This is a genomic window from Streptomyces sp. SM18, from assembly GCF_002910775.2.
Taxonomy (GTDB): Bacteria; Actinomycetota; Actinomycetes; order Streptomycetales; family Streptomycetaceae; genus Streptomyces; species Streptomyces halstedii.
Genome location: NZ_CP029342.1, coordinates 2543298 through 2555371, shown reverse-complemented (window position 1 = coordinate 2555371; position 12074 = coordinate 2543298). Strand labels below are relative to the sequence as shown.

Below are 12074 nucleotides of genomic sequence, written 5' to 3'. Positions count from 1 at the left end.
GCGGTGCCTACGCGGAGGCGTCCTCGGCGCGGACGTGGGCGACCAGCGCGTTCGCGTGACCGTGGCCCAGACCGTGCTCCGTCTTCAGCCAGGAGACCAGCTCCATGTGCTTGGTCAGCGGTGAGGAGCGGATGAGGTCCTTCCACTCCTCGACCGGCCGGCCGTACTTCTTCTCGATCGCGGGGAAATAGCTCGCGGGACCCTTCACCTGGTCGCTCATGCCGTCTACCGTCCGTTCCTGTGGGGCGCGTGCGCGCTTCCTGTCGAAGTGTGGACTTCCCGGCGGCCCGGAACTCATCGGTGCCCGCGGTCCGGAACAATTACCTGCCCCGTGTCAACACGCGTGAAATAATGGCTCGTTCGGAGATTTTTCGCATCGCGGGGCGGCAGCGACGGTGTCGAGGGGAGCGGACTGCATGGCGGACCGGACGCGGACGGAGGGACGGGAGCCGGACCACGGGGACGGGACCGTCGAGTTACGGATCAGCCTCGGTGGTACGCACACCCGCAGGGACGACCTGGACGCACTCCACACCTGGCTGAGCCACGCCCCCACGCTTCAGGACGCGCGTCGGCAGGGCCGGTTGAGCATCGGGCGGAGCGACTCCCTCACCCAGACCGACGCGATGAGCGGCGAGCTGGTCCAGGACATCATCCTCCTCGTCTCCGCCGAGGTGGCGCGGTCGGTCGCGGAGATCGCCAAGAGCTCCGTGGAGACGTGGCTGCGCAACCGGCGCAGGTTCGCCGGTGACGACGAGAACCCGCGCTACACCCTGGAGGAGCGGACCGGGGAGCCGGAGTCCGGACCCCGACGCGGTCCCGGCCGGACGGCCGGCCCCGGCACGGCCGCCGACCCCTCCGACCCCGACGGCTCCGCCGACCCGGCCGACCCCTCCGGCTCCGGGGAGCGGGGCCCGACCCGCCCGGAGGGCCCGCGGAACCGGCGGCCGGAGAGACGGAACCGCTCGGAGGACCCACCGACCCGGCGGGGGAGACGGAACCGCCCCGACGGCCCGACCCGCCCCGAGGAGCCGCCGGACCGAACGGACGGCGACGAGCCCGGGGAGGGCTAGCCACGTGCCGCCGTACGACGCGCGCGGCGAGGAGAACCAGGGCAAGCGGCACCGCGCCGTGCTCATCGGGGTCGAGTCCTACACCGGCAGCCGCAACGACCTCCCGGCCGTCGCCGCCAACCTCCGTCTGATGGCCGAGGCGCTGACCGCCGAGGGCACCGGCGTGCTCGACCCGGACGATCTCGTCGTCGTGCCCCGGACGGGCGGTCCGGCCGCCGTCGATCCCCTCGTGGCGCACGCCGCGCTGCGCGCCGCCCGCGACGAGGCCACCGGCCTGCTGATCGTCTACTTCGCGGGCCACGCCATCGTGCGCCCGGACGGCGGCGACCTGAACCTGATGTTCACCGAGTCGCGGGTGACCCGGGACCGCCGGCACCCGTTCGTGGACACGCTCTCCTGGTCGGACAGCGTCATGCCCGTACTGCGCAAGGCCCGCGCGGACTGGGTCGTCGTCATCCTGGACTGCTGTTTCGCGGGCAACGCGCTCGCCTCCTTCAGCCCGGCGGTGGACCAGAACTTCGCGCTGCTGACCGCCGCCGAGGCCGGGGTGGAGATTCCCCCGGGCGACCCGGTGGCCGGTACGGAGTTCACCTCGGCCCTGCACCGCCTGCTGACCCGGCGTACGGAAGGGGCGGGGCCGGCCACGTTCACCCGCCTGGTCACCGGGGTGCGCGAGGCGATGGAGCACCTGAGGGCCGTCGACGGACACCCCTGGGTCCCGGACGAACTGCGGCACGGCGACGACGTGGTGCTGGCCCGCGCGAAGGGACCCGCTCTTCCTCCGCCCGAGCCCGCCCCGCCGTCAGTGCCCCCGGTGCCGCCCCCGCCCGAGGCGCCCTGGTGGCGGCCGGTCGCGGACCGCCTGCGCTCCCGGGTGCCGGTGCTGTCCCGGCGTGTCTCCCGTACGACCGTGTTCGTCGTGGCGGGGGCCGTCCTGCTGGCCGGTGCGGGGGCCTGGTTCCTGACCGGCGGTCCGTCCGGTGCGGCAGGCCCCTGTGCGCCCCCTCTGGAGCTGCGCGTCCTCACCGATCCCGACCTGCTGCCCACCGTCCAGAAGGCCGCCGACGTCTACATGGCGCGCGGCCAGAGGCACTGCAGGGACGTCAACCTCACCGTGTACGCGGCCCAGGCCACCGACGCCGTCGCCGCCTTCCGGTCCTCCTCGCTCTGGCAGCGGCCGCCCGCCGAGTGCCCCGACTCGGGCGACTGCCCGCGACCCCAGCGGGACGTCGGCGCCCAGCCGGACATCTGGATCCCCGCTGCCCTGAGCGCCTGGCGCAGGGCGCTGGACGACGGGCCGGGCGGCGGGACCGCGCCCGCCTCGGTGTCCGCGCCCGGGACCATGTCCGGGGGAGCCTCCGGTGCCACCGGGGCCCCGGAGCCCGCCGGTGAGAGCGCCGTGCGGCTCGAACCGCTCGGCGCGGTCGCCTACACCCCGATGGTCCTGGCCGTCCCGGAGTCCATGCCGGTGGCGCCCGCCGTGCAGACCGGTCACCCCCTCGGCGCGATCGTCTCCGCGCTCAAGGCCGCCCGGGAGGAACCCGTCGCGATCCTGCGGCCCGACCCCGAGGGCACGGACGGCGCCCTGCTGTCGACCGAGGCCCTGTACGCGACCGACGCCGCCGCCATGGCGGGGCTGGAACAGACCATGGCACAGGCCCTGCGCCCGATGCCCTCCACCGCGGGCGAACTGATGTGCGCACTGGCCGACGGCACCCGCAACGGACTGGAGGACAGGGCCGCCGTCCTCGTACCGGAGCAGACCATGGCGCGCTTCAACCTCCCGGCCGGTGATCCGGGCCGCCCCTCCTGCGCGACGGTCACCCTGGAACGCCGCGTCGCCCAGTACCCGTCCGACGTGCCCGTGCTTGACCTGCCCTTCGTCCAGGTCACCTGGCGGGGCGCCGAGCGGGACGCCGACGACCGCGCCGGTGCCGTACGCGACTTCCACCGCTGGCTGTCCGAGGACCCCGACGCCCAGCGGCAGTTCACCGACGACGGCTTCCGGGGCGCCGGCCCGGACGGGCGTCCCGCCCCGCCCCGGAAGGACTCCCCGCTCCGGGCCGGCGCCAACGAGCGCGCCGTCCGCGAGCAGATCCCGGCCCGGAGCGGCGAGACCGTCACGGCCGCCTCGCTGACCGACACCCTGCGCCGCTACCGGGAGGCGCTCGGCCCCGGCCGGGTGCTCTACCTCCTGGACAACTCGACCTCGATGACGGACGGCCGGGTCTGGGAGGGCCAGGGCCGCGCCAAGGACGTGGTGGCGCGGTCGATGAGCTCCCTCGGGCCGAAGGACACGTACGGGGTGCGGCTGCTCGCCGTGAAGAAGGGCGAGCGGGCCACGGACGCCGTGCCGTTCGGGGCGTACGCCGCGCCGGACGGCGCGAGGCGTGCGGTGACGGGCGCCCCCCTTGCCGACCTCGACGCCCGTGTGGCGGACGGGATACGCGACGGGCTCGCCACCCTGCGCGAAGGCCCCTCGGACGACCGGCCGCGCCTCCTCGTCCTGGTCACCGACGACGAGGACTCCGCCGGTATCGGGAAGAAGGCACGGGACGCACTGGTCGCGGACGCGGCGGCGGCCCCGCTCGTCCGGATCGTGACGGTCTCCCTGCGGAACGGCGGCTGTGCGCCCGGCGGCCTCGACGACCGGCTCGGCGAGGCGACCGGGGGCCGCTGTCTGGACCTGTCCGACGACATCACCACCGAGCTGGCGGCCGAGGTCGCCAAGGCCGGTACGGGGGACGCGCAGTGACCCGCCCACACCCTTGCCCCGGTGCCACCGGGCCGGCCACCCGGCGTGCCGTCCGCCGCGCCGGGCTCGCGCTCGGCTGCCTGCTCCTCCTCGCCGCCACCGCCTGCACCGGCGGTGGCGGGGACACCCCGCGCCCGGACGAGGGGAAGGACCGGGCCGCCGACGGGCCCCTCGTCGTCGCCAGCGGCCTCGACGTCACCGGCTCCGGCGGGGTACGCCGGCAGCTCGTGGAGGAGTGGAACCGCCGGCACGCCGGATCCAGGGACAAGCAGGCCGAACTCGTCGAACTCCCCGGCGACGCCGACCAGCAGCGCAGCCAGCTCCTCGGCGCCCTCCAGTCGGGCAGCGCCCGGTACGACGTGGTCAACCTCGACATCACCTGGATCCCCGAGTTCGCCGAGGCCGGACTCGTCAGCCCGATGCCGCCCGCGGCGAGCGAGCGGGAGGCGGACGACGACCTCGACTTCATGAAACGGGTGCACGCGACCACCGTCTGGAAGGGCCGCTCCTACGCACGCCCCTTCAACACCGACGTCGGCCTCCTCTACCACCGCACCGACGTACTGACCGGCGCCGGTATCCCCGCCGGACGCCAGCCCTCCGCCGACTGGACGTGGCAGGACCTCTACGCCTCCGTGAAGACCCTCGGGGTGAGCCCCCGGAGCACCCGCGACCAGGCGGGCTGGACCACCCAGCTCAAGGAGTACGAAGGCCTCACCGTGAACGTCGTGGAGGCGTTCGCCGACGTCCACGTCAAGCTCGCCGACGCCGACGGCCGTTACAAGGCCGACCCGGTGTCCCTGAAGAAGGGCCTGGACGCGCTGCTCACCCGTAACCGCCTCGGCCAGGTCCAGCCCGCCGCGCTCTCCTCCGACGAGACCTCCTCGCTCGCCGACTTCGCCGCGGGACGCGCCGTCTTCCTGCGCCACTGGCCGTACGCCTACGGGGCGTTGGGCGGCATGCTCGACCCGGACCGGTACGGGGTGAACCGGCTGCCGGGGGCGGCGGTGCTCGGCGGCCAGAATCTCGCCGTCACCGCCGACTCGGCCCGCGCCGAGGACGCCCGCGCCCTGGTCAGGTTCCTGACCTCGGCGGAGAGCGAACGCTGCCTGCTCGACGCCGGGTTCGCCGCGACCCGGGACTCCACCTACCGCCCGGGGGCCAAGGCCTGCTGGCCCCGGGTCGCCGCCGCGCTGCGGCCGTCGCCCGGCGCCACCGCGCGGGAGGGTGCGCCCAAGGAGCAGTCGGAGGCGGCGCGCGCGGCGTACCGCACGACGCTGCACGACGCCCTGAACGCGGCGGAGCAGCGCCCGCGCACGCCGTACTACGGCGCCTTCACGCACGTACTCCAGTCCCGTGTGCACGCCCTGCTGTCGGACGAGACCCCGGACACCGCCCAGGCCGCCGCCGAGCTGGACACCGCGCTGAGGGACGCCTTCGCGGGGCGGTGACCGGACCGGGGTGACCGGCGCCCGCCCGCCCGTCCGGCGGCGGCCCGTGGGCGGTGGGCGTGCCGGTCGTCCGTGACCGGGGCCCGGAGCCGTTACGCCGTCGTCGCTCCGTGGCAGTGGCGGTACGGGCGACCGGTGCCGCACCAGCAGTCCGCGCTGCGCGCCGGGGGCCACGGCACGGCGCGGCCCCGGGCGGCGAGCGTGGTGGCGTACTGGGGGAGCAGGCCCGGGTCGGACGGGGACACCGCCTCGGAGGCCGCGAACGCCTCGTACGAGGGGACCGTGCCCGTGACGATGCCGAGATTCGGTGTACCGGTGGCGTGCAGGTCCCGCAACGAGGCCTCCAGGCGGCTCAGATGGTCCGCGTGGTCGGCGTACTCCTGACCCAACTCCGGGTAGGCCGACAGGAGTTCGGTCAGCTCGTCCTCGGACCAGTGCAGCACCGCGACGGGGAAGGGACGGGACAACGCCGCCCGGTAGGCGCCCAGTTCGGCGCGGAGCCGGGTGATCTCCGCCCTCAGCTCGCCCGGATCGGAGGAGCCGAGGGACCACAGGCGCTTCGGGTCGTGCAGCTCGTCGAGCGGGACGGCCGCCGTGTGCAGGGCGTCCGCCAACTCGTCCCAGGCGTCGTGCCCGAACCCCGTCAGCCTCCGCACCCGGTGCCTGCCGGTGAGCAACGCCTGTGTGGCGTACGGGACTTCCTCGCCCGGCGCGAGCAGGAGCGTCAGCGCCGCCGAGAAGAAGTCATGGGCCGACTCCAGCTCGTCGTGTGCCTCCAGCGTCTGGGCGGCGATCTCCCAGGCCGCGGCGTCGAGCGGGCCCGCGGCCTGGAGACCGTCGAGGATCGCGCGGGCCTCCGCCTCGTGGCCGTACTCCCAGAGATTGGCCGCTTTGAGCGCTTTGATCAGATGCGGGGCGTCGAGGGTGGATTCCGGTGAGGTGAGTAGTTCGTCGTAGAGCGCGGTGGCGCGGGCACGGTCGCCGGCCAGCTCCAGATGGGCGGCGGCCTGGAGGAACAGCGGTTCGTGGTCCTCGGGGTACTGCGCCGCGGTGCGCAGCAGGCGCTCGGCTTCGGTGGTGTGCTCGGCAGGCGTGTCGGGGCGCATGGACCACACGGTACTGCGGTGCGGGCGCGCGGTGAGAGGGCCCCGGGCGGAGTGACGGAAGAGCGGCGCGGGCGCCCGGCCGGACCGCTCCCGCGCCGGTGGCGCGGGGCACCGGACCACCTTCGGCGGGCCCGCGCGGAGGGGCCGGTGCGCACGAGGGGCCGGGCGGGGGCGGGTGCGCACCACGGGCCCGCGCGGAGGCCCGTGCCGGCCGAGTGCGGGCGGCTCCCGTGGCTTCCGCCCGTGGCCGCCCGTGGCTCCCGCCCGTGGCCGGACGTGGCCGGGGGCGCCCGGTCGCCGCGGCCGTTCGTGTATAACGGCTGGAGGACAGTCGCACGACGGCTGAAGGGCATCGCGGGCGCGCACGCGCCGTACGAGAGGGAGCGGGGGGCGATGAGCGACACCGACCGGCTGCGCCGCGCGGCCACCCGGCTGCTCGCGCCGGTGCTCCGGCCCGCCGCCTTCCTCGTCCTGTTCCTCACCGAGGTCCTGCTCGCCGAGAGCGGCAGCCTGTCGGCGATGGCGCTCGCCGCCACCGCGGCCGCCGGTTCCGCCCTCCTCGTCTGCTCGGTCATCAGCGCCCGCTGCGCCGTCCCCGTGCCCCGCACCCGGGTGCGCACCGCGCTGCGCGACCGGGAGAAACGCACCGCGTTCCTGCCGCAACGGGACCCCGACGCCAAGGGGCGTACCCGGCCCCGAGCACCCGGCGCCGCCCTCCTGACGGCCGCGTAGGGACCAGCACCCACTTCACCACCCCCGCCTGTTCCCGGCGCGGTCCGTCCTGCCGACATCTCTTCTCCCGGCACGACGAGACCCCCGGAGGGCTCACCCATGTCCGCGTTCATGTCCGCCTTCGCGAGCCTGGTCGGCTCCCTCGCCGACCTGCTCCAGCCCCTCTTCCAGACCGCCTCCACCGCCGCCGCGATCATCCTGTTCACCGCTCTCGTACGGCTCGCCGTCCATCCGCTGTCCAGGGCGGCGGCGCGCGGCCAGAAGGCGCGCACCAAGCTCCAGCCGCAGATCGCCGCGCTGCGGAAGAAGCACGCGAAGAACCCGGAGCGGATGCAGAAGGCGCTCATGGAACTGCACGCCGCGGAGAAGGTCTCACCGTTCTCCGGCTGCCTGCCCAGCCTGCTCCAGATGCCCGCCTTCTTCCTGCTCTACCACCTCTTCTCCAGCGGCAGCATCGGCGGCGAACCCAACTCGCTGCTCTCCCACGCGCTCCTCGGCGCCCCGCTCGGCGGGCGCTGGCACGACGCGCTCGCCGACGGCGGACTCCTCGGCCGGGCGGGGCTGGTCTACCTGGGGCTCTTCGCGGTCGTCGCGGCCGTCGCCACCTTCAATTACGGGCGCACCAAGCGGCAGATGGCGGCGAACCCGGTCACCCCGGCGACCGGTCCGGACGGGACGCCGGTCCCGGGCATGGGCGCGATGACGAAGGTGATGCCGCTGATGTCGTTCCTGACGCTGTTCTCCGTGGCCGTCGTGCCGCTGGCCGCCGCGCTGTACCTCGTCACCAGCACCACCTGGACCGCGGTCGAGCGTGCCGTCCTCTACCGGGACGCGTACCGGGACGCGCCGGCGAAGGAGCCCGCCGTGGCACCGGTCTCCCCCGAGGCGGGGATCCGGCGCCGGCGCGGGGCCGTGCGAGGCGCGGGTCCAGTGCGTGAACAGGGGCTTGCGGAGTGATCCGATGTCTTGGACGATCGGACGAGCCTTTCGCTGGCCGCAACCCATCGACGGGCCCGATCACGACCAAGGGGAGACGGACCGTTGAAGTTGCTTCGAGTCGGTACGGCGGGTGTGGAACGTCCCGCACTGCTGGACCGTAACGGGACCTTGCGTGACCTCTCGGGCTTCGTGACCGACATCGACGGCGAGCTGCTCGCCGACGCGTCGGCGCTGGCCCGGGTGCGGCAGGCGGCACAGACACCCGACGTACTGCCGCCGCTGGACGCCGAAGGGCTGCGCATCGGCCCGCCGGTCGCCCGGATCGGCAAGATCGTGTGCATCGGGCTGAACTACCACGACCACGCGGCGGAGACCGGGGCGGCGATCCCCGACGAGCCGATCCTGTTCTTCAAGGCCCCCGACACCGTCGTCGGCCCTGAGGACACCGTGCTGGTGCCGCGCGGCAGCCGCAAGACCGACTGGGAGGTCGAACTGGCGGTCGTCATCGGCCGTACCGCCCGCTATCTGGACTCCGCCGAGGAAGCCCTCGGGTACGTCGCCGGGTACGCGACGGCGCACGACGTCTCGGAGCGGGAGTTCCAGCTGGAGCGGGGCGGCACCTGGGACAAGGGGAAGAACTGCGAGACGTTCAACCCGCTCGGGCCGTGGCTGGTCACCGCCGACGAGGTGCCGGACCCGCAGGCGCTCGGCCTGCGGCTCTGGGTCAACGGCGAGCTGAAGCAGGACGGCACGACCGCGGACCAGATCTTCCCGGTGGGCGAGGTCGTGCGCTATCTCAGCCACTTCATGACGCTCTACCCCGGCGACGTCGTCAACACCGGCACCCCGGCGGGCGTGGCGATGGGGCGGCCGGAGCCCAAGCCGTACCTGCGGGCCGGTGACGTCGTCGAGGTCGAGGTCGAGGGGCTGGGCCGGCAGCGGCAGGCGCTCAAGGACGCGTAGGCCGGGCCGCGGGAGGCCAGGACGCAGGGCCGCGGGGCGGTGCCGCCGCCCGTTCTGCGGTGCCGCCGTCCCGTCCCGCGGTGCCCCGCCCCGCGCACCGGTCAGGACGAGCGGCGCGTGAGGAACTGTTCCAGGGCCTCCACCACCAGCGCGTGGTCCTCGGCCTGGGGGAGCCCCGACACCGTGACCGCGCCGACGACGCCCGCGCCCTCCACCGCGATCGGGAACGAGCCGCCGTGCGCCGCGTAGGTGTCCAGGTCCAGCCGGGAGGACTCCTCGAAGGTGGTGCCCTTCGCCCGGAAGCGGGTGCCGACCAGGTACGAACTCTCGCCGTACCGCTCCACCACCCTGCGCTTGCGGTCGATCCACGCGTCGTTGTCCGCGCTGGAGCCGGGCAGCGCCGCGTGGAAGAGCTGCTGGGGGCCGCGCCGGATGTCGATCGCGACCGGTGCGTGCCGCTCACGGGCCAGCGTGACCAGCAGGCCGCCCAGCGCGTACGCGTCGTCGTAGCCGAAGCGCGGCAGGGTCAGCCGCCGTTCCTGGGCGATCAGTTCGGAGATGGTCGGCGCGCCGGTGCTCATGCCTGCGGCTCCTCTTCCTGGTGCGGGGCTTCGGGGTGGGGGAGGGTGACCGTGACGCCCTCGCGGGCCGAGCGGCGCGCGGCTTCCAGGACGTCCAGCGCGGCGGCGGCCTGTACCGCCGTCACCGGGTTCTCGCCGGTGCCGCGCAGGGCGGCGGCGACGGCCGCGTAGTACGCCGGGTAGGCGCCCGGCAGGGTGGGGACCGGGTCGCCCCCGCCGGTCAGCGGCGACTCGCCGGACCCGAGACGGCCCCACAGCGCCTCCGGCTCCACGCCCCAGGGCCGCCCGGCCGCCGGGCGGTCGCCCTCGCGCAGGGCCGCCTCCTGGGGGTCCAGGCCGTACTTCACATAGCCCGCCGTCGAGCCGAGCACCCGGAAGCGCGGGCCGAGCTGGGCCGTGGTCGCGCTGGCGTACAGATGGGAGCGGACGCCGTTCGCGTGGGTCAGGGCGAGGAAGGTGTCGTCGTCGGCCGCCGCACCCGGACGGCGTACGTCGGACTCCGCGTACACCCGTACCACCGGGCCGAACAGGGTCAGCGCCTGGTCCACCACATGGCTGCCCAGGTCGTAGAGCAGTCCGCCGAACTCCTGCGGGTCGCCCGACTCGCGCCAGCCGCCCTTCAGCTGCGGCCGCCACCGCTCGAACCGCGACTCGAAGCGCAGCACGTCACCCAGCTCGCCCTCCTCGACCAGCCGGGCCAGGGTGAGGAAGTCGTTGTCCCAGCGGCGGTTCTGGAAGACCGAGAGCAGGAGCCCCCGCTGCCGGGCCAGGGCCGCCAGCTCACGGGCCTCGGCCGCCGTCCCGGCGATCGGCTTGTCCACGACCACCGGCAGCCCGGCCTCCAGGGCGGCCCGCGCGATCGGCACGTGCGTCTTGTTGGGCGACGCGATCACGACCAGGTCCAGCTCGTCCGCGCGGTCGAGCAGCTCCTGCGGGGTCGCGGCGAACCGCAGCCCGGGGAACTCCGCGTCGGCGGCCGCCCGCCGCTCCGGGTTCGAGGTGACGACCGTGTCCAGGACCAGGCCCGCCGTGGCCGAGACCAGCGGGGCGTGGAAGACGGAGCCCGCCAGGCCGTAGCCGACGAGCCCCACGCGGAGAGGGGTGGGGGCAGTCATGCCAGCCACTTAAGCAACGCTGTTGCCAAAGTGCAAGCGATAGAGACAATGGGGCGGTGAACAGGAGCAGCGGCAGGAGCGGCGGGGCGAACCTGCCGTCCTTGCGCCACCACAACGCCTCACTCGTGCTCGACCTCCTGCGTGCCGCCGGTGAGCGGGGGATCAGCCGGCTGGAGCTCGCGGAGCGTACGGGGCTGACCCCGCAGGCGGTCAGCAAGATCACCACCCGGCTGCGCGCCGAAGGACTCGCCGCAGAGGCCGGCCGGCTCGCCTCCACCGGGGGCAAGCCCCGTACCGTCCTGCGCCTCGTCCCGGACGCCGGATACGCGGTCGGGCTCCACCTGGACCGCGACGGGACGACCGCTGTCCTGGTCGACCTCGCCGGAACCCCGGTCGCCACCCGCACCACACCGCTGGACCTCGGCGCCCCGGCCGCCGAGGTCGTCGGGGCCGCGGCCCGTGCGGTGCAGACGGTACGGGCAGACGCGCCCGGGACCGAGGACCACCGCGTGTTCGGCGTGGGCGCCGCACTGCCCGGCCCGCTGGACCACACCGACGGCGTACTCCACCGCGTCACGGGCTTCCCGCAGTGGGACGGCTACCCGCTGCGCGAGGCGCTCGCCGAGCGGACCGGGCTGCCGGTGGTCGTGGACAAGGACACCAACGCGGCCGCCCTCGGCCTCGCCCTGCGTGCTCCGGACGGGTCCGACTTCGCCTACCTCCACCTCGGTACGGGCCTCGGGGCCGGGCTCGTCCTGGGCGGCGGAGTGCACCGGGGGGCGCGCACCGGGGCGGGGGAGTTCGGCCACCAGACCCTCCAGCTGGACGGGCCGCCGTGCGGCTGCGGCGGGCGGGGCTGTGTCGAGGCGCTCTGCCTGGCGGCCGTCGCCCGGGGCGATCTCGCCGAGGCGGCCCGGGTCCTGGGGACGGCCGCCGCCAACCTCGTCGGGCTGCTCGACATCGGCCGGCTCGTCCTCGGCGGCCGTACGGTCGCGGCCGACCAGGACGTGTACGTGGACGGGGTCCGCGCCGTCGTGGCGGAACGCGCCCGCCGCGAGGGCACCGGCCCCGCCGTCCCGGTCACCGTCGCCCCCGGCGGCGACCGCCCCGTCGTCGAGGGGGCCGCCCATCTGGTCCTGGCCCCCCTCTTCGGCCGCGCCGGCGAGACCCCCGCCGGGCCGGGCGGCCTGCCGGCACCGCCGTACTGACCCCGGACGCCGCCGGGACCCCACCAGGGAACCGGCACCCGGCGGACCGGCACCCGGGGAGCCGGCACCCGGCGGACCGCCGCGCCGGGAGGCGCCGTTCGGGCGGTTCCTCCCGCCCGAACGGGCGGACTTCCGCGCCCGGCGGTTGGCG

The 12074-nt window shown here is 74.9% G+C and carries 11 protein-coding genes; 7 read left to right on the top strand and 4 right to left on the bottom strand.

The features are described from left to right. Nucleotides 1–7 precede the first annotated feature (7 nt). On the bottom strand, nucleotides 8–220 hold the full coding sequence (locus tag B9S64_RS11290; protein WP_103489726.1) for a DUF4287 domain-containing protein: 213 nt from the start codon (nucleotides 218–220) through the stop codon (nucleotides 8–10). Between the two features lie 196 nt (nucleotides 221–416). Between B9S64_RS11290 and B9S64_RS11285 the strand changes: the two genes are divergently transcribed. Genes B9S64_RS11285 through B9S64_RS11275 form a run of 3 tightly spaced genes read left to right on the top strand, consistent with a single transcriptional unit; the run spans nucleotide 417 to nucleotide 5279 of the window. Next, nucleotides 417–1073, top strand: a complete 657-nt coding sequence (locus tag B9S64_RS11285) for a hypothetical protein (protein WP_103489725.1) — start codon at nucleotides 417–419, stop codon at nucleotides 1071–1073. Between the two features lie 4 nt (nucleotides 1074–1077). Further along, complete coding sequence (locus tag B9S64_RS11280; RefSeq protein WP_103489724.1) at nucleotides 1078–3828, top strand: caspase family protein; 2751 nt, start codon at nucleotides 1078–1080, stop codon at nucleotides 3826–3828. Beyond that, nucleotides 3825–5279 (top strand): extracellular solute-binding protein, encoded by a 1455-nt coding sequence (locus tag B9S64_RS11275; protein WP_103489723.1) that lies wholly within the window; start codon nucleotides 3825–3827, stop codon nucleotides 5277–5279. The genes B9S64_RS11280 and B9S64_RS11275 overlap by 4 nt, the downstream gene beginning before the upstream one ends. Before the next feature lie 92 nt (nucleotides 5280–5371). Here the strand turns inward: B9S64_RS11275 and B9S64_RS11270 are convergent, their stop codons facing one another. Beyond that, the gene (locus B9S64_RS11270) at nucleotides 5372–6385 is read right to left on the bottom strand and encodes an SEC-C domain-containing protein (protein ID WP_103489722.1); all 1014 of its coding nucleotides are present in this window, start codon (nucleotides 6383–6385) and stop codon (nucleotides 5372–5374) included. A gap of 393 nt (nucleotides 6386–6778) precedes the next feature. Here B9S64_RS11270 and B9S64_RS11265 point away from each other — a divergent pair, with 393 nt between their 5' ends. The 3 genes from B9S64_RS11265 to B9S64_RS11255 all read left to right on the top strand — a co-directional run bounded on the left by B9S64_RS11265 (nucleotide 6779) and on the right by B9S64_RS11255 (nucleotide 9019). Next, nucleotides 6779–7117: a DUF6412 domain-containing protein gene (locus tag B9S64_RS11265; RefSeq protein WP_028442978.1), complete on the top strand. Its 339-nt coding sequence runs from the start codon at nucleotides 6779–6781 to the stop codon at nucleotides 7115–7117. Nucleotides 7118–7216: 99 nt separating this feature from the next. Continuing rightward, nucleotides 7217–8074: a YidC/Oxa1 family membrane protein insertase gene (locus B9S64_RS11260; protein WP_258037707.1), complete on the top strand. Its 858-nt coding sequence runs from the start codon at nucleotides 7217–7219 to the stop codon at nucleotides 8072–8074. An 84-nt stretch (nucleotides 8075–8158) separates the two neighbouring features. Further along, nucleotides 8159–9019: a fumarylacetoacetate hydrolase family protein gene (locus B9S64_RS11255; RefSeq protein ID WP_103489108.1), complete on the top strand. Its 861-nt coding sequence runs from the start codon at nucleotides 8159–8161 to the stop codon at nucleotides 9017–9019. A 101-nt stretch (nucleotides 9020–9120) separates the two neighbouring features. Here B9S64_RS11255 and B9S64_RS11250 read toward each other — a convergent pair whose 3' ends face one another. Next, nucleotides 9121–9600, bottom strand: a complete 480-nt coding sequence (locus tag B9S64_RS11250) for a heme-degrading domain-containing protein (RefSeq protein WP_103489107.1) — start codon at nucleotides 9598–9600, stop codon at nucleotides 9121–9123. Further along, nucleotides 9597–10715, bottom strand: a complete 1119-nt coding sequence (locus B9S64_RS11245; RefSeq protein WP_103489106.1) for a Gfo/Idh/MocA family oxidoreductase — start codon at nucleotides 10713–10715, stop codon at nucleotides 9597–9599. Before B9S64_RS11245 ends, B9S64_RS11250 begins: the two co-directional genes overlap by 4 nt. A 56-nt stretch (nucleotides 10716–10771) precedes the next feature. On the opposite strand from B9S64_RS11245, the gene B9S64_RS11240 reads away from it, so the two are divergent. After that, nucleotides 10772–11923 carry an ROK family transcriptional regulator gene (locus B9S64_RS11240; RefSeq protein ID WP_109492036.1) on the top strand — a complete coding sequence of 384 codons (1152 nt, stop codon included), beginning with the start codon at nucleotides 10772–10774 and terminating at the stop codon, nucleotides 11921–11923. Nucleotides 11924–12074 lie beyond the last annotated feature (151 nt).

Excerpts from the sequence above, each read along its gene's own strand:
- B9S64_RS11270 (WP_103489722.1), bottom strand. The coding sequence starts at position 6,385 with ATGCGCCCCGACACGCCTGCCGAGCACACCACCGAAGCCGAGCGCCTG.
- B9S64_RS11250 (WP_103489107.1), bottom strand. The coding sequence starts at position 9,600 with ATGAGCACCGGCGCGCCGACCATCTCCGAACTGATCGCCCAGGAACGG.
- B9S64_RS11260 (WP_258037707.1), top strand. The coding sequence starts at position 7,217 with ATGTCCGCGTTCATGTCCGCCTTCGCGAGCCTGGTCGGCTCCCTCGCC.
- B9S64_RS11245 (WP_103489106.1), bottom strand. The coding sequence starts at position 10,715 with ATGACTGCCCCCACCCCTCTCCGCGTGGGGCTCGTCGGCTACGGCCTG.
- B9S64_RS11285 (WP_103489725.1), top strand. The coding sequence starts at position 417 with ATGGCGGACCGGACGCGGACGGAGGGACGGGAGCCGGACCACGGGGAC.
- B9S64_RS11290 (WP_103489726.1), bottom strand. The coding sequence starts at position 220 with ATGAGCGACCAGGTGAAGGGTCCCGCGAGCTATTTCCCCGCGATCGAG.
- B9S64_RS11265 (WP_028442978.1), top strand. The coding sequence starts at position 6,779 with ATGAGCGACACCGACCGGCTGCGCCGCGCGGCCACCCGGCTGCTCGCG.